The sequence below is a fragment of the Aliikangiella litoralis genome (assembly GCF_052495765.1).
Genome location: NZ_CP199292.1, coordinates 294,012 through 316,606, shown reverse-complemented (window position 1 = coordinate 316,606; position 22,595 = coordinate 294,012). Strand labels below are relative to the sequence as shown.

Annotated in this window: 19 protein-coding genes; 9 read left to right on the top strand and 10 right to left on the bottom strand. The window is 36.3% G+C overall.

Annotation, left to right across the window (positions count from 1 at the left end; genetic code table 11):
* Window positions 1-49 precede the first annotated feature (49 nt).
* From hisI to ACT5E3_RS01360, 3 genes are all read left to right on the top strand, one after another.
* Window positions 50-1,285 (top strand): phosphoribosyl-AMP cyclohydrolase, encoded by a 1,236-nt coding sequence (gene hisI / locus ACT5E3_RS01370; RefSeq protein ID WP_444996533.1) that lies wholly within the window; start codon window positions 50-52, stop codon window positions 1,283-1,285.
* On the top strand, window positions 1,275-2,483 hold the full coding sequence (gene hisD / locus ACT5E3_RS01365) for a histidinol dehydrogenase (RefSeq protein ID WP_444996532.1): 1,209 nt from the start codon (window positions 1,275-1,277) through the stop codon (window positions 2,481-2,483). The genes hisI and hisD overlap by 11 nt, the downstream gene beginning before the upstream one ends.
* 386 nt (window positions 2,484-2,869) lie before the next feature.
* Complete coding sequence (locus tag ACT5E3_RS01360; RefSeq protein WP_444996531.1) at window positions 2,870-6,478, top strand: hypothetical protein; 3,609 nt, start codon at window positions 2,870-2,872, stop codon at window positions 6,476-6,478.
* Between the two features lie 32 nt (window positions 6,479-6,510).
* On the opposite strand, the gene ACT5E3_RS01355 is transcribed toward ACT5E3_RS01360, so the two are convergent.
* Window positions 6,511-6,960: a GNAT family N-acetyltransferase gene (locus ACT5E3_RS01355; RefSeq protein ID WP_444996530.1), complete on the bottom strand. Its 450-nt coding sequence runs from the start codon at window positions 6,958-6,960 to the stop codon at window positions 6,511-6,513.
* 269 nt (window positions 6,961-7,229) lie between these two features.
* Between ACT5E3_RS01355 and ACT5E3_RS01350 the strand changes: the two genes are divergently transcribed.
* From ACT5E3_RS01350 to ACT5E3_RS01340, 3 genes are read left to right on the top strand one after another with little or no spacing between them, the layout of a single operon-like run.
* Window positions 7,230-8,183 carry an endonuclease/exonuclease/phosphatase family protein gene (locus ACT5E3_RS01350; RefSeq protein WP_444996529.1) on the top strand — a complete coding sequence of 318 codons (954 nt, stop codon included), beginning with the start codon at window positions 7,230-7,232 and terminating at the stop codon, window positions 8,181-8,183.
* Window positions 8,184-8,723 (top strand): hypothetical protein, encoded by a 540-nt coding sequence (locus ACT5E3_RS01345; protein WP_444996528.1) that lies wholly within the window; start codon window positions 8,184-8,186, stop codon window positions 8,721-8,723.
* Complete coding sequence (locus tag ACT5E3_RS01340; protein ID WP_444996527.1) at window positions 8,723-9,280, top strand: GNAT family N-acetyltransferase; 558 nt, start codon at window positions 8,723-8,725, stop codon at window positions 9,278-9,280. The genes ACT5E3_RS01345 and ACT5E3_RS01340 overlap by 1 nt, the downstream gene beginning before the upstream one ends.
* A gap of 104 nt (window positions 9,281-9,384) precedes the next feature.
* Here ACT5E3_RS01340 and ACT5E3_RS01335 read toward each other — a convergent pair whose 3' ends face one another.
* Together ACT5E3_RS01335 and ACT5E3_RS01330 are read right to left on the bottom strand one after the other, a co-directional pair.
* The gene (locus ACT5E3_RS01335) at window positions 9,385-10,245 is read right to left on the bottom strand and encodes a LysR family transcriptional regulator (RefSeq protein WP_444996526.1); all 861 of its coding nucleotides are present in this window, start codon (window positions 10,243-10,245) and stop codon (window positions 9,385-9,387) included.
* A gap of 152 nt (window positions 10,246-10,397) precedes the next feature.
* Window positions 10,398-10,631, bottom strand: a complete 234-nt coding sequence (locus ACT5E3_RS01330; RefSeq protein ID WP_444996525.1) for a hypothetical protein — start codon at window positions 10,629-10,631, stop codon at window positions 10,398-10,400.
* A gap of 306 nt (window positions 10,632-10,937) precedes the next feature.
* Here ACT5E3_RS01330 and maoP point away from each other — a divergent pair, with 306 nt between their 5' ends.
* A complete protein-coding gene (gene maoP / locus ACT5E3_RS01325; RefSeq protein WP_444996524.1) occupies window positions 10,938-11,282 on the top strand; it encodes a DUF413 domain-containing protein in 345 nt (114 codons plus the stop codon).
* A gap of 75 nt (window positions 11,283-11,357) precedes the next feature.
* On the opposite strand, the gene ACT5E3_RS01320 is transcribed toward maoP, so the two are convergent.
* The 7 genes from ACT5E3_RS01320 to ACT5E3_RS01290 form a co-directional block, all read right to left on the bottom strand.
* The gene (locus ACT5E3_RS01320) at window positions 11,358-11,780 is read right to left on the bottom strand and encodes a DUF1801 domain-containing protein (protein WP_444996523.1); all 423 of its coding nucleotides are present in this window, start codon (window positions 11,778-11,780) and stop codon (window positions 11,358-11,360) included.
* A 24-nt stretch (window positions 11,781-11,804) separates the two neighbouring features.
* Window positions 11,805-12,359, bottom strand: a complete 555-nt coding sequence (locus ACT5E3_RS01315; protein WP_444996522.1) for a DUF924 family protein — start codon at window positions 12,357-12,359, stop codon at window positions 11,805-11,807.
* Between the two features lie 694 nt (window positions 12,360-13,053).
* Window positions 13,054-14,022, bottom strand: coding sequence for a hypothetical protein (locus ACT5E3_RS01310; protein ID WP_444996521.1), 969 nt, complete (start codon window positions 14,020-14,022; stop codon window positions 13,054-13,056).
* A 2-nt stretch (window positions 14,023-14,024) separates the two neighbouring features.
* The gene (locus ACT5E3_RS01305) at window positions 14,025-15,320 is read right to left on the bottom strand and encodes a hypothetical protein (RefSeq protein ID WP_444996520.1); all 1,296 of its coding nucleotides are present in this window, start codon (window positions 15,318-15,320) and stop codon (window positions 14,025-14,027) included.
* Window positions 15,321-15,564: 244 nt separating this feature from the next.
* On the bottom strand, window positions 15,565-17,853 hold the full coding sequence (locus tag ACT5E3_RS01300; RefSeq protein WP_444996519.1) for an efflux RND transporter permease subunit: 2,289 nt from the start codon (window positions 17,851-17,853) through the stop codon (window positions 15,565-15,567).
* 113 nt (window positions 17,854-17,966) lie between these two features.
* Complete coding sequence (locus ACT5E3_RS01295; RefSeq protein WP_444996518.1) at window positions 17,967-18,842, bottom strand: 3-keto-5-aminohexanoate cleavage protein; 876 nt, start codon at window positions 18,840-18,842, stop codon at window positions 17,967-17,969.
* 46 nt (window positions 18,843-18,888) lie between these two features.
* On the bottom strand, window positions 18,889-20,229 hold the full coding sequence (locus tag ACT5E3_RS01290) for an aspartate aminotransferase family protein (protein WP_444996517.1): 1,341 nt from the start codon (window positions 20,227-20,229) through the stop codon (window positions 18,889-18,891).
* Window positions 20,230-20,505: 276 nt separating this feature from the next.
* Here ACT5E3_RS01290 and ACT5E3_RS01285 point away from each other — a divergent pair, with 276 nt between their 5' ends.
* Entirely contained in the window at window positions 20,506-21,696 is a 1,191-nt protein-coding gene (locus ACT5E3_RS01285) for a CaiB/BaiF CoA transferase family protein (protein ID WP_444996516.1), read from the top strand.
* The gene (locus tag ACT5E3_RS01280) at window positions 21,696-22,595 is read left to right on the top strand and encodes an SMP-30/gluconolactonase/LRE family protein (RefSeq protein ID WP_444996515.1); all 900 of its coding nucleotides are present in this window, start codon (window positions 21,696-21,698) and stop codon (window positions 22,593-22,595) included. Before ACT5E3_RS01285 ends, ACT5E3_RS01280 begins: the two co-directional genes overlap by 1 nt.

Sequence of the window (22,595 nt, the reverse complement as noted above, 5' to 3'; positions counted from 1 at the left end):
ATGGTTATATTAATAAGGTTATTAGCCATTAAAAAATAGGAACTAAAGAATGTTAATACCATCAATTGACTTAATGAATGGCAAAGCGGTTCAATTAAAACAAGGTAAAGAAAAAGTATTAGAGCGTGATGATGTTTTTGAATTGCTCGAAGAATTTGCAACTTATGGTGAAGTCGCTATTATTGATTTAGATGCAGCTTTAGGCCAAGGTAGTAATAAAGAATTAATTAAGCAATTACTGAAAGTAAGACCGTGTCGAGTAGGTGGTGGCATTCGTGATTTAGAGACGGCTAAAGAATATATTAAAGCTGGTGCAAGCAAAATTATTATTGGTACAAACTGTCGTAAAGATTGGGTTAAAAAACTCTCTAAAGAAACTTTAATCTTTGCAATTGATGCCAAGGGTGATTACTGGTCAACACAAGGCTGGCAAAATACAGAAGGTGAAAAAGTATTAGACTTAATACCTGAGCTCTCTCAAAATTGTTGTGAGTTTTTATATACACAAGTCGAAAAGGAAGGCTTATTACAAGGTATTGATAAACCACGAATAGAGCAAGTTATTAAAACATCATCGGTGCCAGTAACCATTGCTGGTGGTATTACTTCTCTAGATGATATTGAATGGTACACTCAATTAGGTGCAAATGGGCAAATAGGTATGTCTATTTATACAGGCAAACTAAAATTAACCGACTGTTTTCTTTCTCAAATTGATTTTGAGAAAGCTCCTTTAGTTCCAACAATCGTTCAAGATGCAGACACCAATAAAGTTCTCATGCTAGCTTATTCAAATCAACAATCATTAACTAAAGCATTAGAAGAACGTAAAGGTATTTATTGGAGCCGAAGCCGTCAATCATTATGGGAAAAAGGCTTAACGAGCGGAAATCAACAACAACTTGTTCAAGCGGATGTTGATTGTGATGGAGACACCATATTATTCCGCGTCAAACAAACCAACAATGCTTGTCACTTTGATCGCTATAGCTGTTTTGCATCACAAAACCGCCCTTTTGATTTAAATCGACTCACTGACTTATTAGCTCGAAGAAAAGAGTTATTACCCGATGATTCTTTTACGACTAAACTTTTTAAGTCTGCTGATTTTAGAGCCGAAAAAATTCGCGAAGAAGCTGATGAACTTATCGAAGCACAAAGTTACGAAGAGGTTCGATGGGAAGCAGCCGACTTGATCTTTTTTGCATTGGTTGATGCGCTAGCAAAAGATGTCGATATTAATGCAATTACTACTGAGCTAAGGAGTCGCTTTAATGATAACTAACGCTCAAAATTGGCAGCGCCCTCTTCTCGATCAAAATGCTGACATTGAAAATCAAGTCAGACAAATGCTATTTGATATCGCATCGGACGGAGATAGCAAAATCAGGGAATTATCAGAGCAATTTGATCGACAGCCACCACAGTTTATCCAGTTGAAACCATTTGCAGATTATCAACTCGATAGCCAGTTAGCCGACGCTATAAAGTTAGCGGCACAAAGAATAGAGTCATTTGCTCGATTTCAAAGATCAGGCATAGACTCAAAACAGTTTGCGGATGAGTTCGGTTCTTTTGGCCAAGTTGTTTCTCCCATTAATAGAGTGGGAGCCTATATACCTGGTGGTAGATTTCCGCTGATATCAACAGCATTGATGACATTAATACCAGCCAAAGTTGCAGGTTGTCCTGTTCGTATAGCTTGTTCACCTTCAGCTCACCCAGCCGTTTTAGCTGCCGCCTCATTAGCTAGTGCAACCCAATTTATTCAACTTGGTGGCGTACAAGCCATTGCAGCCTTAGCTCAAGGTTACGAAACCATAGAGCCGGTTGATTTAATTGTTGGCCCTGGCAATGCCTGGGTCAATGAAGCTAAAAAGCAATTGCAAAGCCGCGTTAAAATAGATGGGTTAGCTGGTCCGAGTGAATTATTAGCATTGTGTGATGATAAACAACCTATCGAATGGCTTGCGCTTGATGCACTTGCCCAAGCAGAGCATGATCCACTCGCTTGTTCACTGATTGTTAGTGACAGCAGAAATTGGTTAGATTCTTTGTTAGCCTACTTAACCAGCAATCAAAACACTCAAAAACTACTTGAACAAAGACAGATTGAGTTAATTTATGCGCAATCAGTTAATGAATTAATCACATTCAGTGAAACTTATGCTCCTGAACACTTAATGCTTTGTCACCAACAAATTAAAGCAGAGCAACTTAACCACTATGGCTCTTTGTTTGTTGGTGCTAATAGCGCTGTTGCTTTGGGAGACTATATAACAGGTCCAAACCATACACTTCCGACATTAGGTTATGCGAGACAAACTGGCGGGTTAAATATTAATACCTATTTAAAAATATGCACAATACAACAGCTCAATGATCACGGGCGCCAGCAGTTATCTGAAGCAGCTATGCCCTTAGCACTAGCGGAGGGGCTTACTTTTCATTATGAAAGTTTAAAAGCTAGAACCTCAAAGTAATATTACTAGGCTATATAACCCTTACTTCAAATAGCTGTTTTCAATAAAAACAGCTATTGGTTGAAAAATCAACGCGACAAAACGCGACAAGTTATCAATAATTTTGAAACGGTTATAATGTTCAGCTTTCATTAAAGATCAATAAAAAACGTACTAATTCACATTTTTATTTAATTTATATCCTTAAATGCGACTTGTTTTTAATCAACATTATCTTTTTTTGATAGAATCAGCGGCTAAAAACAAGCTATGCATATCTCGATGTTAAAAATACATTACAGTTTAAACGTAGAGGTATTTTTCAATTAACAATCTCATCTGAAGCTTTACATACTACTGGTAACATGATGCAGCATACATTAAAAAATAAAGATTAATTAGCGAAGATGAATATACTACGACTCGCTAAATTAGCAGCCCTGTCTGTTCTTGTTATTGCTTCAATAGCAACCATCAACCTCAATCAAGTAGAAAGCTGTGGTTCCAATTTTACCGATTTACATCGAGAACTAATACAAAACTTATCGGCAACAATGCTTTCTCGGTTAGAAAAAGAACGGAGTGTAAGACAAGATGATATTTGCCGAATGTCCTACGCTAGTTTAAATCGAGCAATAACAAAACTCTCTCAGCCCAAACCTGATCACCCTGGTGAAGCAAAATCTTTTCGTTACCAGCAACAACTCAGTGAAAATAATCAGGTTAATATTGAAAATTGGCAAAAAGCTCAGCAACAAGTTAAATCAATGAGCCGTTACATACAAGAACGCTCAGAGATAAGCCCAAATCTCTGGCAATCTATTGGCCCCGGAAATATTGGTGGCCGGATCCGTTCTTTTGCATTTGACCCAGACAATAGTGAACGAATTTATGCTGGAGCAGTATCTGGTGGAGTTTGGCTGACTGAAAATGCTGGCCAATCCTGGTCACCAACAGACGACTTTATGGCTAATTTATCAATAAGCACTCTTATTTTTGATCCAAACAATAGTAATATTATTTATGCTGGTACAGGCGAAGGAACATTCAATGTTGATCAAATTAGAGGCTTGGGTATTTTTAAATCTGAAGACAAGGGAGTGACTTGGTCTGCACTAAGCAGTACACAAAATTCATCTAATTTTTACTGGGTTAATCGGCTCACTATGTTAAATAACTCCAGCCTACTACTTGCAGCCACACATACTGGAATTTGGGCCTCTGGCGATGCAGGTATAAGCTGGGTAAAAACACACAACGGCCGTACCAACGATATTGATGTACACCCCACTGACAACAATAAACTCATTGCTGGAAAATGGGGGCAAGCGCTCTACTCTAATGACGGAGGACAAAACTGGAGTCAGGCAAGCGGTCTTGACTCATTATCTTATGAGCGTATAGAGCTCGCTTACGCTCCTTCAAATCCTAACATAGTCTATGCATCTATCGATAAAAATTCAGGCGAAATCTGGAAAAGTAGTGATGGTGGGCAATCTTACTCTCTAGTCAATTCCGGCAAAAACTTTTTAGGTTCACAAGGCTGGTATGCCAATGCCCTGTGGATTGATCCATTCAATGAAAACCAAATTATTGTGGGTGGGTTAGATCTATGGAAAAGTAATGACTCAGGTAATACTCTCAATAAAATTAGCCGATGGTGGCTAGCACCCAGTTCAGCACATGCCGATCACCACTTTATTCTAGAACATCCAGACTATGACGGAATCAATAATAACCAAGTTTACTTCGCTAATGATGGTGGCATTTATACAGCGCCAGATATACAAAAAGTCCATGATGATGTTGGGTGGCAAGAGCTTAACAATCAACTAGCAATCACCCAGTTTTATGGGGTTAGTGTTGGTTCCAATGGTAAAGTGGTTGGTGGAACGCAAGATAACGGAACACTAATTTACCATGGTGATAGTGAAAACTGGACGGAAATATTTAGTGGCGATGGCGGATTTTCGGCATTTGACCCAATCGATCCCAATTATATTTATAGCGAATATGTACACCTCAAAATCCACCGAAGTATCAATGGCGGCAATACTTCTGAGCCCATTTATGATCAAGCAATGACAGCAAAATCTAATTTTATTGCACCCTTTATGTTAGATCCTAATAACGAAAAAAGAATGTTAGCAGGGTCACATCAATTATGGGTTAGTAATAATGTCAAACAAGACACACCAGAGTGGCAGGTGATAAAATCACCAATATCAAATGACTCGCCAATTAGTACGATCAATATTTCTCCAGCCAATAGCGATATCATTTATGTGGGTCATAATAATGGTGCTTTATATAAAACCGATGATGGAACCGATGATGAGCCAGAATGGCAATTAATAACAACACATGATTTACCACACCGTTTTTTAACAAGTATTGCTATAGATCCTATTAATACAGACACACTCTATATATCCTTTGGCGGCTATGAAGACAATAACTTATGGAAGTCAACCGATGCTGGTGCAACTTGGATAACCTCTTCAGGAAGTGGTATAACAGCCTTACCTTCAGCTCCAATCAAAACAATTAGCGTCCACCCAATTCGCAACAATCAAATTTATGTTGGAACAGAAGTAGGCATATTTTCTAGTGAAGACTATGGAGAAACTTGGAGTATAGAAAATAATGGTCCAGCCAACGTCTCGGTTGATGAGCTAACCTGGCATGATACAGATACATTGTATGCAGCAACTCATGGACGCGGTGTTTTTAAAGCAAAACTAAGTGATGATATTCCACATACAATCAACTTTACGCATTTAAACAATGTTGAGCGAAATATTTTACTAACGACCAAAGCCAAAACAATAACGGGTATTAGAGTGCCTGTTAATGTTAGCATTACTAATGGCGAATATTCTATTGGTTGCACAGATGTGTTCACTTCAGCCAATAGTGTTGCCAATAACGGCGATACTATTTGCTTACGCCACATCTCTTCAGAAAACTACTGGACGAGTGTAGAAACATTACTGGATATAGGTGCAGCACAATTTACTTTTAGTTCTCACACTTTAGCCGATACTTTACCAGATGCCTTTCAATTCCAGTCCTATTTAGATGCCGAGTTAAACACCTATAAAATATCAAATGAAATTATGGTTTCTGGTATTAGCCATCAAGTCAATGTCAGTGTCAATAATGGCGAATACTCTATTGGTTGTTTACCCGATCAATTTACCGCTATTAATAGCCAAATATCAAATGGGGAAACTATTTGTGTCAGACATAAAACATCCGATAAAAATTTAGAAACAATAACAACAGAATTAACTTTGGGTAAAATGAACAACACATTCACCACAACAACTATCGCCGACACATTACCTGCTGACTTTACTTTTAGAGCAATAACAAGAGCGAAGCTTCAGTCACTACAAACATCTGCGGCAGTGACTATCACAGATTTCCAAATCGAAATTCCAATCGCAGTTTCCAATGGCGAATATTCTATTGGCTGTGTAGCATCAGAATTTACTCAATCAAACGGCAGAATTAAACCTAATGATACCGTTTGTGTCAGGCATATATCTTCTGAAAATTATGACTCACAAACCGTTACTCATCTCAATGTTAATGGCGTCACAGGCAGTTTTATCAGTACTACTGACTCAGATAGAAAGCCCGATAGCTTTGAATTTAATCATTTAAACAATGTACAAACATCTACAGAGCAAATATCCAACGCTGTTACCATCACAGGAATATCAACAGCAGTTAATATTCAGGTTACTGGTGGAAAATACTCGGTAGGTTGCACCGACTTTTTCACCTCACAATCGAGCGTTATAGCTAATGGCAGTAGTGTTTGCGTTAAACATACCAGTTCATCGCTCAATCAAACTCAAGTGCAAACAACTCTAACGGTTGGTAGCTTGTCATCACGTTTTACAACAACAACAAAAGCAAAACCCAAAACGACTAGTGGTGGTGGAAGTTTAGGAGTTTATTTATTACTTTTGCTCATACTAGGCCAAAGAAAACATACTAATTAAACCTAGCATTTAATTCTCCATAATCACTTTAATCATTCATTGTTTATCAGGGTGACCGACTGATAAATCTGAGGAAAATAGCGTTGCATCATAATTTCAGGTCGATCTAAAGCAGTAAACCCATATCGTGCGTATAACTCATGTGCATCAAAAGTCGCCAACATAAAACGCCTCAATCCTTGTAGTTTTGGGTGCGTCATCACACACTCCATCATTTTTTTAGATATTCCCTGCCCTCGAAAATCCTCTAATACAAATACATCAACTAAGTTAGCAAATGTTGAAAAATCGCTAATCACTCGACAAAAGCCAACTTGACGCCCATCAGCATATGCTCCTATCGCTAAAGAATTTTTGATAGACTGAGCTACCAATTCTTTTGAAATACCTTTTGCCCAATAGCTTTCAGTATTTAAATATTGATAGATAACCTCTAATTCTAATAAAGATTTATCATCACTAACTCTAACAACTCCCATCATCCAATCTCGTTTATATTTGCTTATCTTTATGTTAATCGAATTTAAAAATCACCAACATAACCAGATAACTCAATTAGAAAAAACAAACTGTATAGATTTATTATTCTATAACAATATGCTTTTTAACGATTTAAGCAGAGATGCATTCAAGACATGCTCTCTACCAGAGCATGTCGCATAGATTTCACACAAAGTTGTTGTACAAAAAGCAAGCATTAGTATAATGGACTCTCACATTCAAAAAAGATAATATTTGGGCTACATCAGTAATGCGAGAAACCAGAAGTTTTCCCTTAATTGGCGTCATTGAGTTATTCTCTATTTTAACAGTGATATTAAGCTTAATCAGTTTATTTCCTTCTTTTCATTGGTTTTTAGAACTGACCGTTCACTTCAAGTTGCAATATTTGATTGCCTCTATTATCTTTTTCCCCATTTTTGTCTATGCCAGAAAAAAGCTAGCAATGATTGCTTTAGGGCTTTGTGTTTGTATTAATGCCTACTTTATTATTGGATTATATTTACCTCAATCAAGTACAGAGACGCACAACTCTAAAACATTGAAGTTAATGTTTTTAAACTTGCTTAGCACTAATAGCGACTATTCAAAATTAGTTGAATTAATTAAGCAAGAATCTCCAGATATTTTTATTGCTCAAGAAGTCAATGATAAGTGGCAAGAACAATTAAAACAACTAACAGAAAATTATCCTTACCAATTTATTATTCCACGCTTGGATAATTTTGGTATTGCTATTTTAAGTAAAGAGCCACTAACAAACACTCAACAAATCAACTGGGGAAATGCCGGAGTTCCGAGCTTAATAACTCACTTACATTTGAATAAACAACCAATTAAAATTGTCAGCTCACACCTTTTACCTCCAGGTGGAAAACAATATTATCAACTCAGAAATCAACAAGCAGAAGAAATGGTTAAAGCTCTTTTGCCAATTAATGAACCTTTAATTTTAGTAGGTGATTTGAATATGACAATGTGGTCAAATAATTATCATATTTTTGAATCTAATAACGCAATGTATAACGCAAGAAAAGGTTTTGGAATTTTAGCAACATGGCCAGCAATATTTTCAAACTTTGGCATTCCAATTGATCATATTCTTTTATCAAATCATTTTTCTGTCACTAATATTTATACAGGTCCTAATGTGGGTTCTGATCACCTACCTCTAATTGCAGAAATAACTTTAAGGAAGCAATAAATGATAAAAAATATAATTTTAATACTCTCTTTATTAATCTCTCAACCTGTTCTCGCAGATAACACTCAAAGTATTTTTTTTGAACACTTAACTCAATTATGTGGCCAATCTTATAATGGAAAAACCGTTTTTCCAGATACAACTCAAAGCCAATTTTTTGGAAAAAAACTCACTATACATATTTCACATTGCGAAAAAAACACACTTAAAATTCCTTTACAAGTGGGTAATGATAAATCTAGAACCTGGGTGATTGCTAAAACATCCAAAGGACTACTTCTAAAACATGATCACAGACACCCAGATGGAACTCCAGATAAAATAACTATGTATGGTGGCTATAGTAATAATCAAGGAACAGAACTAGCTCAGAGTTTTATTGCTGATAAAGAAACTTATCAAATGATGCCAGAAGCAAAAACCAATGTATGGACATTAAGTTTTAATCAAACAAAAACAGAATTAACTTACTATTTAGAAAGACATTCTAAAGCACGTTTTAAAGCAATATTTAATTTAACGCCTAAAAAATCAAAATAATGAATTTCAATATTCGTATAGCAACACTTTCAGATAAACAAGCTATTGAGTTATTAATTAATCATTCCGTCAATCAATTAGCCGTTAATGACTATACACAAGAACAAATAGACATCGCGCTAAAAACAGCCTGGGGAGTTGACACTCAACTAATTACTGATAAGACTTACTATATTGTTGAAACACAAAATCACTTAATTGGTGCTGGAGGATGGAGTTTCAGAAAAACACTGTTTGGAAATAATCAGGAACCCAATAGAAACCCAGAAAAATTAAATCCTCAATATGATTACGCAAAAATTCGCGCTTTTTTTGTCGCACCAAAATACGCACGAAAAGGTATAGGATCTTTAATTATGCAACATTGTGAAAAACAAGCAATTAAAGCAGGATTTAAGGGGCTAGAGTTAATGTCAACGCTACCAGGAAAACCACTCTACGAACATCACGGATTTACAGCCAAAACATCAATTAATTATCAACTCAATGACACTATAGAAATTGAATTTGTTCCTATGTTCAAAAAGTTGAAAAAACATGATCTCTTTGTTAATTAACCTCAACTCTGGATAAGGACATTCAAAATAATTAATAGAATCATTTTTATTTTCAATGACTTAAAACCCAATTAAATTGAATTGCTGTTTCCACTTCAAAATAATTAATACTCTAACTGGTTAACCATTAATTTTTTCAAAAAATCAACATAGGATAACTGTTTTTCATTTTTGATGAATTCTTTGGTATAACACATAAATACATCACGATTTAAAATAGGCGAATCACACAACCGAAAGATCTTGTCGTTATCTTTAACTAAAGTAGAAGGCAGTAACATTACACCACCAAATTGCGTGATATAATCAATTCCCATTTGCCAGTTAGCCGCTTGAAAGATGGGACTTGAAACATGAGGCAAAAGTTTAGATTGAATTTGTTTAAATGAAATCCCTAAATCAATAGTAACCAAGTTTTTTTCACTGATTTGAGAAACGCCAGTTACCAATTGATTAGAATAAAAAGCTAATTCAATGCTGAATACTTTATTAACAACTAACTCATCTATTTTAGGCTGGTCGTACATAAAACCAATATCGGTTGTTCTATCCATTACACGCCTTGCAATAATATTACTATCAATAGATTGAACGATGAGTTGTAATTTAGGGTAATTCTCAAAAAATAAATTAGGTAATACACTTAATCGCGTATTCCAGACTGATTCTGGGGCGGCTATTGTTAAATCCTGATAATCTTGAGGAACTCTAACATCTTGAGTAGTCCTTATCCAAAGCTCAACCATTTCTGTTGCATAAGGTAAAAGCCTTGCACCCTGCTTTGTTAGCTGTATATTATTTCGATATCTTTCAAATAAAGGAATACCTAAAGTATCCTCAAGCAGCTTAATTCGAGCACTAATTGCTGCCTGAGTTAAATATAGATTTTCAGCTGCGCGGCCAAAATGGCGTGTTTTTTCAATTTCTAAGAATGTTCTGAGTAAATTAATGTCAACATTAAGCACGAAGAAAATAGCCCTTTGGTATTTTCGATTATTCTACGGGCTATTAACTCAAACTACCAGAGAAAATTCTGGCAGTTTGATTGGTTTAATTTTAAAGAGAAATGATTAATACTTTAATAGTACAAATACTATAATATTAATATTCAAAACAATTAGTTATCTAAACTTTCTATCGACTGATACCCTCTAGCTTCTAATTCTTCATTGACACAAATTAATACATAGCTTTTTTGATCTTCAGGCTTTACCTGATCATCTTTAGCATAAGCCTCACATTCTATCTTAATTTCTTCAATTACTTCTGCAGGCGCTACTGGTTTATCACTATCAGCGATAGCGTTAAACATAGTCATAGTAATAACAAATAGCGATATTAATTTTTTCATTTCATTGATACCTAAAGTAAGTATTGTCAGTTTCTAGAGCGTCAGAATTTAGCACCAATATTTTACGTTAGCTAACAAAATGTTTTACTCCTTTAGATAAAAGATATTAATGGCTAAAATTTATTTTCAATGAATACAACTGCCTTTGATTTCAATAAATTTTATTTATTGTCTCGATAAAACTTATTTGCTTTCCATTCGATATTTTCAAGCTAATATTCAACTTTCAAAGCAATCAATAAATTGAGAGCTTTTACTGAGCCTTTAGTATCGACATTCAGACTTTATATTGATTGGAGTTATAACATGTATGATAGAGATTTCTGGACCCAAAAGCGGTTTTCTGATAACACCAAATTTCCCTATGGCTTTTCACGCTCAGGAGACTTTACACTTAAACAAAGCCAATTATTAGAAGAAAATGGCCAATTTATTATCGCTTTATTAAAAAATGAAGTGACTAATCCTAGTGAAGAAGATATCCAACTTAAAGACGCTATTCTTACAGGAAATAAGCAATATAGCGAACTTGCTAAAGTATGGCTTAAATACAATGAGATGAACCGTCGAAAAATATCAGTCTCTTCAAGTACTTCAAAAATGGATATTGCAGAAGTCGATGACTGGGAACCTGATGATCCAATTGACTAAACAAAACTCTCTTCAGGAATAGGTAGGCTCTTTTTATACCAGATTAATTACCCATATATAACCACGGGTTGATTACTACTGACAACACCCGCCACTTTTATGAGATAGATAAGAGTGGCGAATAATCTTCTTTAGTTGTTCTATATCAATATCCTCTAATTTATTGAAATATAAGCAAGATCTACTAGTTTTGTGTTTTCCTAATAATTTTAACGTCTCTTTATAATCCAAAAAGCCATTCATAATATAAAGGCTCATATTCGCTTTTCTAGGAGAAAAGCCAACCTTCATCCAATCTCCAGAGCGGCCGCTAGCATATTGATAATGATAACAACCAAAACCAATAATACTAGTCCCCCAAAGAACAGGCTTTTCACCTGTTAATTCAGACATAATATCAAGCAAAACCAAGGCATCTTCCCGACGTTTTTTGTGCTCAACTGAATCAATGAAACGACTAACAGAAGCTTTGGTAGGTTTAGTTTTAATATCACTCATGGTTTATAGTGATTTAGCTATATACTAAAAAGAGGAGTCAGGTTGTGTTAAAAAAGCTAACTCTTCATCCGATGACTCCCTACCCAGTATTTTATTACGATGCGGATAACGACCAAACTGCTCGATAATTTTCTTATGTTTAATCTCATAGTCGTAGCTATCTTCTAAACCGGGTTGGGAAAACAGCTTTTCAGCTTGTTCATGCACTATCAGTGACTCTGAGTGCATCAAAGGCATATATAAAAACTTTCTTTTTTGAATAGTCAGTACTAAGTCGTGTTTACCAGCAACAGCCTCCTGAGTAAGTGCTACAGCTAACGCATCAAACTGAAAGGCTTGCGCTGAATCTCTAAACATATTACGAGAAAACTGATCAAGTACAATAATTTCAGCTAAACGCCCTTCAGCAGACTCACGCCATGTAAATAACTCACATCTTGTTGCAGCATAATATGTGTGTAAAAAGCGCGTACGTATTTCTTGATCAAAAGACTCATCTTTTTTAAACCAAAACCCAGATTCAATCTCTTCAAACCAAAAATGAATCACAGATTGATAACTTGCTATTGAATTACTCATCTATTTTTCTCTTTATTAACAATAAAAGGTAGCACCAAAATCAACATGCATTTCTCTTATTTAATGATATTTACCAAGCTAGTTTTTTTGCTTTAACTTCTCAAAGTAAAAGCTATTATTAATATTCCTATTGGCCATATTCCATTCAAATAATCTATTACTCTTTCCGCTTTAGATGTTTGAAAAAATTTTCATTTTTCAAAGCCCTAACAAGCAAAGCACTAATTATAATAACCAATGAACTAAACCATACTACAGAAAATGCCAGAAGAACATACCTGGCATGGTCGGTAAACACAAACATCATAAAAGAGTCTTTTTCCAAATTTAACGTTTTGATAAACCGCCAAATTGCAAAGCCATTAGCATATAGCTAAATCACTATCAATTGGCATAGAGAAAAGTCAGGGATTTTTGTCACTATTAAGGCGTCTGGCGCAGTGCATAGCCGCTCTATGGACAAGTCAGACAACAAAAAGAGCGGCAAAAATAACGCTTTTATTGTGACAATTGATAGTGATTTAGCTATATATCATCAAAAAGAGAAATAATTCCTTATAAATAAATTGGAATAATCTAATGCTGTAATCTAATATTTTTTTCATAAAATAAACAACTTTATTTTAATACGCAATTTTGCAAGTGAGTTAATCAGGTCCGCTCGGATTTTTTTTAGTGGCAATAAAAGGCATTATTAATCAGTGGCTTTCTGTCCCGCCATATACCGTTGATAATCTTCCACTTCTAACTGTTTAAACTTGTCAATGATGCCCTGCCGAATACTCTCCTTAAAAGCACCACGTTTTTTTTCTTGCTCGGCTATATCGGCTTGGCATATCTGATGGAATTCTTCATCCGGTAAATCATCATATTCAGGGTGTTCGCCAATAATACGCTTCATACATTCAAACTCAGTTTCAACAAAACGGATTTCAAATGAACAAGGGGGTAAAGTCGGTGAAAGCTTCTCGTAAGGATAGTTTTGTTGCGCCTTGGCTTGTTGTGCCTTGGCATCCTCAGATAACTCCACTTGAAAACTCGACATAATTAAATCGGCTAATTCACTGTGTAATTGAGGGACTTTGGTATTATCCTCATACACTGTATTATGAAACGATACCATCAATAAATGCTCATCAGTCACTGGGGTGGCATAAAAGTAATCCACTTGGTCCAAATCTTTGTCTTCATACGCTTTAAAGTGTGCCCAGTCGACACCGTTAAGGTTTAACAGTTCATAATCTCGTCGACTTGGCGAGCGAGTATTAGAGCACTCATCATAAACATAAGCTTCGATACTTGCTTCCAAGCGACGCGGTCGAAATAGATTCTTAAATTGTGGAAAATGAATGGCACAAACAAAAAACTGAGTTCGACCCAAACTGGGAAAACGACCAAATAAGCGCGACTTACGGTGACCCCACCATTTATCACGAATATAAACAGCTCGAATTTTGCTGAGTGAACGACCACTGACACCTGCAAGTCTGCTTTTATCATACAAATTTATCTGAGTCTTTCTATAATTCAATTCAGGCGCAGAATAATGGTTATGATAAGGCGCATCAAAACGAATAGTCGTACCTGATAAATTGACTTCATGATGTTCCAGATTAACTAAATCAGGTCCGCTCGGATTTTTTTTAGTGGCAATAAAAGGCATTATTAACCTGCATGGTTTTGTTTAATAAAAATACCGTGACGAGTCGCTTCTTCCATAGTAGTCACTTTATAACGATTAATTTCTCGTGATTGGTTTCTTTTAATTGCCATCATATCACTCCCCCAGCGTTTGGCACCAATAATCGTGCCGGCAACGGCGAGTGCAGTACCTGCAATGGAAAGTGCTTCTGGCTGGGCGATTAATTGGTTCATCTTGGCAACGGCTTTAGTAGGTAATGCCAATATATCATTATAATAAGTCATACCTCCTGCTGCGACTGCAGTTAATGTACTGACAGGTGTTAATAGATTGCCCTTACTCAAAGAGCTGCCAGTGCTGGCCGCCAGTTGACGCACATTAAAGCCATTGACTAAAGCTTTTTGTTGGGAGAGTTTCATATTCGCATTTTCTCTAACATTATCAACCAAGGGTAAGCTACGAATGGGGTTGGCATAAAAAACGGTGTGAGCACTAAAATCTGAAGCATTTTGTAAATTAGTCGGTTGAGTTTTTAACACTTGTTTTAAGGCTTGTTTAAATACATCAATGCCGCTTTCATGCAAAGTCCAGCAAAGTGGCGTTTCTCGGTGCTCTCGTAATATCTGCACCAGTTTACTCACCGCTTGTGCTTGACCTTGTCGGCCTTTTTTAACGCCGGATAATTGCGTCCAGCCAGCTTTTTGTAGCCGACGGGCTTTGCTATCGACCGGATTAAAGAATAAATGATATTGATTGCCCAATGGCTGCTCACTTTGATAGCCATGTTTAATCAGGTCTGGTAAAAAACGAGCCGCATCAGTAATGTCATCACAAAAACCATTCACGGCAATGTGTTTACTTCGGCGAGCATCTAAACGAGTGCTTTGAGTGGCAGTAGAGTCATCTTCTCTCGCGTCAACTCTCCAGTTGTCTTCTTTTTTCTCAACCCGATAAACCCCGCAAGGCGCATCATGTTGTGCTTGAATAATATGCCTGTTTTGCACTTCAATCCGTTTAATAAAGATTTTACTATACACCACATCATAGTGAATGGTGGCCCCTTCTACTGGAAGAATGCGGTTTTGCACATTATGCCCAAAAAAGCTTTGCATAAAACCGTAGCCTTTTAGGCTGTTGAGCTGCCGCATAATGTACTGCATATTAAAGTTATTAGCTAACCCTCTTTGAATGGCTTTAATCGCTTCTGCTTGTGATTCTTCGTAATAAATCTCTCGTCCACAGACGTGGCCTTTGTGATTGAGATTAAAAGTGGTATTAAGGGGGAACCATTTCCCTGCGGGTATATTTTTATCGGCCATGCACTGTCTCCTGTTGTGGCTTTATTGGCTAAGTTTTTAAATGTTTATGTTTGTTTTCAATGATGAATGTTAGCGATTGGTTTTAGACTGAGCACTATCCTTATGTGGGGTGGTATTTTGTCTTTAATGCTTAACGAATGGTTTGGAATCTTAACAGAGTTTTTTTGTGATGAAAACACGCTATTTATAAGGTGTTAAGTTATTAGAACTCGATCACAAAATTAAGATCTGTTTTTATTTTAAGTCATTGATTATTTTTATCTAAATAAAGCAGCAAGGGGGGTAATAATAAAAAATCAACAACAAGCGCAAATATTAATGTAATAGCCATTAGTATCCCAATTGTGGCTGAAGTGTTCATGTTAGAAAATGCTAAAATCAAAAAGCCAGCTGCTAATGCAACTGAAGTTGTTATTAATGCTCTGCCTACCCGACTGAAAGAATCTCTAATTGAGTTTTCAGTAGTTAACCCATTACGTCTGGCACGAATATATTTATGTAAAAAATGAACGGTATCATCGACAACTATTCCTAAGGTAGAACAAGCTACAATCGATAGGGAAATATCAACATAGCCAAAAGTTGCTCCCCAGAAACCATACGCCATTGCAGCAGGAATTATATTAGGTACTAAGCTGATTACACCATATTTAAACGATTTTAAAATGAGCATTAATACAACAGATATACCAATTAAAGCAATCAATGTACCGACTAATAAACTCTTTATATTACGCTCGGCAATATGCGCAAAAACAACACCTAAACCTGTTGCAGGCGTAGCTTTAATTGCTGGTGCATTGTCTTTTAGCCATTGCAATGCTTTTCGATCGAGAGCTAACAGTTCATCTGAACCTGAATCAGATATCGAAACAGTAAACCGAGATGCACTTTTATGAATCGTTACCAGGTTGTTCAATCCTAAACCTTCAGGCAAACCAAATTCGTAAAACAATAAATATTGTGCAGCCAATTCTGATGATTCGGGTATGCGATACCAGCTTTCATCATCTCCATGCATAACTTGATTAAGATCTTTCATCAGTAAACTAAACGATCTCACAGTAACCACTTTCGGTTGTTTTAAAAACCACTGTTCGAACTGATCCATTTGTTCTAAATATTGAGGACTATATATTCCCCCTGGTTGAGTCGACTCTAGAGAATACTCCAGAGCATTAATGCCACTTAAATAGCCATCAATTCGTTTAACCAAGCTGATTAATTCATAACTATCATCAAAATAATTTGCCCAATTATCACTTACTCGATTATTAGAAATAAACAACGTGAGTATAATAACTATTGCAGAGACAGCAATAAGTAAAACTTTTTTCGTCTTAATTACAAAATTAGAAAAAGACAAAAGTAGATTGGTCTGTGTTTTATTTTTTTTACTTGCTTCAGGTAAGAGCATCATTAATGCAGGAAGTAAAAATAAACTAAAAACAAGTGCAATAAATACACCAATTGCGACCATGTTACCCAAATCTCGATAGGGTGGAGAAGCACTAAAATTTAAACTCAAAAATCCAATCATGGTAGTCAGACTAGTAATGAGTACTGGCATCATATTTAATTCTAAACTAGCAAGTATGGCTTGTTTTTTATCAACGCCTTCATTTAACTGGTGCAAATAGTTAACTAAAATATGAACACTATCGGCAACCATAATGGATAATAATATACTTGGAGCAAAGCCTGCTATCGGTGTTAGTACTGGCGCAACCCAGCCAAAAATCCCAAAAGTTGAAATGAGACAAGTCGTTATTAGAATAAATATTGCAATCGTACCGACCAGGCTTCTTAAAAATAAAAATAACCCAGTAAAAATAATTAAATAGCTGATTGGTAGCAAAGTTGATAAATCATGTGCTACAGCCCTAGCAAGGGTCGTATTAAAAGCAACAGAGCCGCCATTGTCTATTTGAAATTCAGGGTAAAGCGTTCGATATTTATCTCTAATTAGCTCGACCTGCTCTGTTACCTTAATCGAAGCATTAGCGACCGTCTCTGGCAAATTTAAATTAATAGCCACTAAACTCAACTTAGCATCCGATGTCATTAAACTGTTGATTAATCGCTTTTCATTAATTGCAATATCACGAATTTGATGAATTTTTTTCTCAGAAAGATGATTAACATCTTCTACAAGATAATTGGTTTCAATTTCATCATTATATGCTTGCGTATAAAGATAATTAGTTAATGATGAAACCCGGTAAGCATAATCGACCTGCCAGGCTTCTTGTGTAAGCTTTTCGATTAATTGAAGACCTCGCTCAGTAAACAAGTCACCTTTTTTAGCTGCAACAACGAGTGTTGCATTATTCGATTTAACATAGTCATCTTCAAACTTTTCAAAAGCCTGTAACTGCGGATTATCACGACTTAAATAAACTCGAAAATCGTTACTGATCTGAAGGTTTGGTAATCCTGTTACCAATACAGCAACCAATAAAAAGGTTATCGCCAGTATACTTTTAGGCGAATCAATAACTTTTAAAAATAGTTTTTGGATAAACCGATTCATTGAGTTAGAGCTAATTCAGGATCTCAGAAGTAATTTTAGTTTGATTCACATCATTATGATACTAATAAAAATAAAAAGGTAGGTTTTCTTTTTAACTCATTAAGACTCGCTCACTACGACAAGTTTAGCATTTTTCTGGCTTCATCAGCAGAAACAATATGCCCGCCCAGGTTTTCCACAATGGTTACTCCTTTTTCGACTAGCTGGGCATTATCGCGAGCTAATTTACCTTTACTTAAATAAACATTATCTTCCAGACCAACTCGTACATGTCCACCTAACAACCAGGCCTGCGCAAGTATAGGAAATTCATGACGACCTAAACCAAACGCAGACCAAATACAGTTTTTAGGTAATTGAGAGGCAAGAAAAAATAAAGTTTCAGGTGTTGCCATTGCACCATACTTAACACCTAAAACAAAAGAAAACATTGCGGGTAATTGAATGATGCCTTGTTCTATAAAGTGGAGCGCCATATGCAAATCTCCAGTCCCAAATAATTCAAGCTCTGGCTTTACACCAGCGCGATATATGACTTTTGCCATTTGGGCGATATTGGCTGGAGTATTAATTACTGCAGCTTGTCCGGAGATCATGGTGTTAAAATCTAATGTACATAATTCAGTTTTTAATTTTTCAATATGTGATACTCGTAACAACGGATGACATAATGTCGAACCTGGTGCTGCAACTTGCGGTTGACTATCGCTTGGAATAAAACGCCCCCCCTCGCCTGTAGTTAAATTAATAATAGGATCAACATCAGAGCTTTTTATTCGCTCAACAATTTCCTGATATAACGCAACATCCATTGAGCCTTTAGTTGTTTCGACATCTCTTGCATGAATATGCACAATAGCAGCTCCACTTTTACAAGCCTCTACTGATGCATCGGCAATTTCTTTAGGTGTTACAGGAAGCTTAGGATGGTGCTCTCTAGTAGTGATGTTGCCAGTAACAGCACAAGTTAAAATTGTTTTACGACCCATTTTTTCCTCTAACTCACTTAATTAATGACAAGCTTCTATTAACCAATTAATTAACCAATTTTTCAAAGCAAATTTTCAGGCTTTTTTTAAGTTTAAAAATAATTTCATCAATCTGCTTTTCCTTAATAATAAAAGGAGGCGCTAATAAAATATGATCACCATTAATGCCATCAGCGGTTCCACTAGTTGGGTAACAAATTAACCCATTGTTAAATGCAATTTGTTTGAACATTTGAGCAACATCAAAATGTTTATCAAAAGGCTGTTTTGTCTGTTTATCTTTCACCAGTTCAATGCCAACAAATAAACCTCGCCCTCTCACATCTCCAACAAAAGGGTGTCCAGATAATTGTTTAATCAGTTCATCTTTCAAATACTGTCCTTGACGCACAACATTCGATAATAGATTCTCATCTTCAATAACTTTTAATACTGCTAATGCGCCTGCACAAGCAACAGGATGACTCATATAGGTATGTCCATTTGCTAATAAACCAGAGCCATCATACAGTGCAGAGACAACACTTTCGCTGGCCATTACTGCTGCTATTGGCTGATATCCAGCTCCAAGTCCTTTTGCAAGAGTAATAATATCTGGACAACAATTTTCCTGTTGAACTGCAAATAAACTACCAGTACGTCCCATTCCACACATCACTTCATCTGCAATAAACAAAACACCATAGTGATCGCAAATTTCACGAATTCTCGAAAAGTAACCTTTTGCCGCAGTGACACAACCTATAGTGGCACCAACAACTGGCTCAGCAATAAATGCCGCCACCTTATCTTTGCCTAAATGGTTAATTTCCACTTCTAGCTCATTGGCAGCTCTTAAGGCATAGTCTTCTTCAGTTTCATCAATTTGTTGGAAACGATAGGCAAAGCAAGGAGAAATTTGACTAGTTGTCATTAACATTGGTTGATAAATTTCGCGGCGCATAGGATTACCACCAACCGCTAACGCCCCTAGTGTATTACCATGATAGCTTTGATGACGAGATATTAAGTGAACCCTTTGTAATTCACCTCTTTCAACATGATATTGTCTAGCTAGCTTAATTGCGACCTCCATAGCTTCAGAACCACTACCGACAAAAGCGACTTTTCCACTAGCAAAACCTTCAGGGGCTTTATTAATCAAGTAAGTCGCTAATGCTTCACTAGGTTCATTCGTAAAAAAGGAAGTATGCACACAAGCTAACTGTTCAATTTGCCATTGAATAGCTTGAATCACTTTGTCATTGCTATGGCCTAACGAAGAAACCCCTGCTCCACCAGATGCATCGATATAAAGCTGATCTGTTTGATCTTTTAGATATACCCCTTCCCCACTCACAGCGGTCGGCAAAGCGACTTTCAAGTTTCGATGTAAAACAGCACTCATTTTGCAACCAGAATAAAGCAGAATACAAAACAAACATTAACATACAAAACATTAATTAGGTAACTTTATTCTAGTAAAACTATTAAATATTAGAAAAAACTCACAAAATAACGTATAAAACCGATTAATCGGATGAAAATAGTAGATTGTATATAAAACAGCAACTAATATAGGCTGTATCAAAACGAATGATTCCTTTACAGCGTTTTTATTGTTTCATGATAAATAAAGAGTAGTATTTTTTTGCATAACCTTTATCAATTAGAGCAGGTTAATATGACTAAGCCCTTTGAAAATATTACAGTACTTGATTTAACGCATGTTCTTGCAGGACCATTCTCCACCTACCAGTTAGCTATATTAGGCGCTAAAGTCATTAAGATTGAACCTCCGGGCTCACCTGATTGCGTTAGAGGTAGAGGGCCAGATCAATTTCAAAATAAACAGCAATATGGTATTAACTTCAGAGTTCAAAACAGTAATAAAAAAGCCCTCTCGCTCAACCTAAAATCTGTTGATGGACAAAGCATTTTAAAAAAGCTGGCTAGAACCGCCGATGTATTGGTTGAAAATTACAGGGTCGGTGTACTCAATGATTTGGGACTGGGCTATGAAGCCATTAAAGCGATAAATCCACAAATAATCTATTGCTCTATTACTGGCTTTGGACAAAACAACTCACGTTCATCCACCAATGCTTATGATAATATCATCCAAGCGGCTTGCGGTGTAATGCAAAAAACAGGAAATAACCGCCAACCAATTAAAACAGCAGCATCTTTTGTCGACTACGCGACAGGTTACAGCGCTGCCTTTGCTATTTCTGCTGCAATTTACCAGCGCAGTTTAACTAATCAAGGTCAATACATTGACTGTGCTATGTTAGATACCGCTTTAACACTGATGGCACCAGAAGTTAGTGCAGAGCTGTATCAACAATCATGCAAAACACAGTCTTACGCTCCCCAAAAAAATGAAGCTGGGTTAGGTTATTACCAGACTAAAAAAGGCCAAATTATGCTTGGCGCATTTAATTTTCGGCAAAACAACCGTCTCTGGCAATATTTTAATGTACCAGAGTGGAGTGACCTCGACTCTTGGGAGCAACTTTGGTTAGATAGTGAAGCAATGCGAATCAAGTTAACTCACTTGCTTCTTAATAAAACTGCACAAGAATGGGAGCAAATATTTCACCAAATAGGTATACCTGCCGAACAAGTTAGAAGCGTGAGTGAAGCGGTTTCAATGCCACACTTAGAACAGCGTGCTTTATTTCATGAATTACCACAAGAACCCAATGAAGCTGCCGCAGTAAAAGTTCCGGTTGCTCCTTTTTCTTACTCACATAATGGCCCACAAATTACTAGCCCTCCACCTAAAGTTGGGCAAGATAATCAAGAAATTTTAGCTTCGCTAGGCTTCAATAAAACTGAAATTGAGCAACTAAAAAGTGATAGGATTATTTAATGATAGGCTCATCAAAAGTTGTTTATGCAGAATTATTTAGCCGCTTACCTACACAATATCATTATCAGGGCAAACCAACCAATTGGGTTAAAACAACACGCCCAGGACAAAACTTACACTCATTTTTAGAAGGTCCAATCTACGACAAGCAAAAAAATTTATGGTTAGTTGATGTCCCCTACGGAAGAATATTTTGCGTGAGCCCAGACGGTCACTGGCAGCTTAATTATCAATATAATGGAGAGCCTCATGGACTGGCTAACCACCCAGATAATGGTTTTATTCTGACTGATTATCAACGTGGCTTATTACATTTTAACCCGCAAAATAAAAAAGAGAAACTTTCCGTTATTTGTCATCAATATAATACAGAAAACTTTAGAGGTTTAAGTGATTTATGTGTTGCCCGTAATGGTGATATTTGGTTTTCCGATTCAGGTCGTAGTAGTTTATCAGATGCCAGTGGTCGTCTTTTTTGTTTAAAAAATTCAGGGCAATTAGAGTTAATATTAAATAACATACCTTATCCGAATGGCATTGCTTTAAGCCCAGATAATCAACAAATTTATTTAGCTGTAACTCGTGCTAATGCTGTGTGGAAGCTACTCGCAGAAGCGCCCAAGTCGCTCATGCCCATGACTGGTTGTTATATTCAATTATCTGGCGGTTTAGGTCCTGACGGTCTTGCCATTAATCAGCAAGGCCTATTAGCAGTCGCTCATGCACAAGCAGGGCGAGCTTGGCTTTTTGATCCTATTGGTGACTTAATCGCTCAAATAAAAATGCCTGAAGGACTCTGGACAACTAGTCTAGCTTTTAGCGGAGAACAAGAACAAATACTTTCCATTGTTGAAGCACAAACAGGATCAATTTACCAAATAGATATCAAAAATTTATAG

Bases quoted from the DNA above. Each gene is read 5' to 3' on its own strand.
- hisI (WP_444996533.1), top strand. From the start codon at position 50: ATGTTAATACCATCAATTGACTTAATGAATGGCAAAGCGGTTCAATTA.
- hisD (WP_444996532.1), top strand. From the start codon at position 1,275: ATGATAACTAACGCTCAAAATTGGCAGCGCCCTCTTCTCGATCAAAAT.
- ACT5E3_RS01360 (WP_444996531.1), top strand. From the start codon at position 2,870: ATGAATATACTACGACTCGCTAAATTAGCAGCCCTGTCTGTTCTTGTT.
- ACT5E3_RS01355 (WP_444996530.1), bottom strand. From the start codon at position 6,960: ATGATGGGAGTTGTTAGAGTTAGTGATGATAAATCTTTATTAGAATTA.
- ACT5E3_RS01350 (WP_444996529.1), top strand. From the start codon at position 7,230: ATGCGAGAAACCAGAAGTTTTCCCTTAATTGGCGTCATTGAGTTATTC.
- ACT5E3_RS01345 (WP_444996528.1), top strand. From the start codon at position 8,184: ATGATAAAAAATATAATTTTAATACTCTCTTTATTAATCTCTCAACCT.
- ACT5E3_RS01340 (WP_444996527.1), top strand. From the start codon at position 8,723: ATGAATTTCAATATTCGTATAGCAACACTTTCAGATAAACAAGCTATT.
- ACT5E3_RS01330 (WP_444996525.1), bottom strand. From the start codon at position 10,631: ATGAAAAAATTAATATCGCTATTTGTTATTACTATGACTATGTTTAAC.
- maoP (WP_444996524.1), top strand. From the start codon at position 10,938: ATGTATGATAGAGATTTCTGGACCCAAAAGCGGTTTTCTGATAACACC.
- ACT5E3_RS01320 (WP_444996523.1), bottom strand. From the start codon at position 11,780: ATGAGTGATATTAAAACTAAACCTACCAAAGCTTCTGTTAGTCGTTTC.
- ACT5E3_RS01315 (WP_444996522.1), bottom strand. From the start codon at position 12,359: ATGAGTAATTCAATAGCAAGTTATCAATCTGTGATTCATTTTTGGTTT.
- ACT5E3_RS01310 (WP_444996521.1), bottom strand. From the start codon at position 14,022: ATGCCTTTTATTGCCACTAAAAAAAATCCGAGCGGACCTGATTTAGTT.
- ACT5E3_RS01305 (WP_444996520.1), bottom strand. From the start codon at position 15,320: ATGGCCGATAAAAATATACCCGCAGGGAAATGGTTCCCCCTTAATACC.
- ACT5E3_RS01300 (WP_444996519.1), bottom strand. From the start codon at position 17,853: ATGAATCGGTTTATCCAAAAACTATTTTTAAAAGTTATTGATTCGCCT.
- ACT5E3_RS01295 (WP_444996518.1), bottom strand. From the start codon at position 18,842: ATGGGTCGTAAAACAATTTTAACTTGTGCTGTTACTGGCAACATCACT.
- ACT5E3_RS01290 (WP_444996517.1), bottom strand. From the start codon at position 20,229: ATGAGTGCTGTTTTACATCGAAACTTGAAAGTCGCTTTGCCGACCGCT.
- ACT5E3_RS01285 (WP_444996516.1), top strand. From the start codon at position 20,506: ATGACTAAGCCCTTTGAAAATATTACAGTACTTGATTTAACGCATGTT.
- ACT5E3_RS01280 (WP_444996515.1), top strand. From the start codon at position 21,696: ATGATAGGCTCATCAAAAGTTGTTTATGCAGAATTATTTAGCCGCTTA.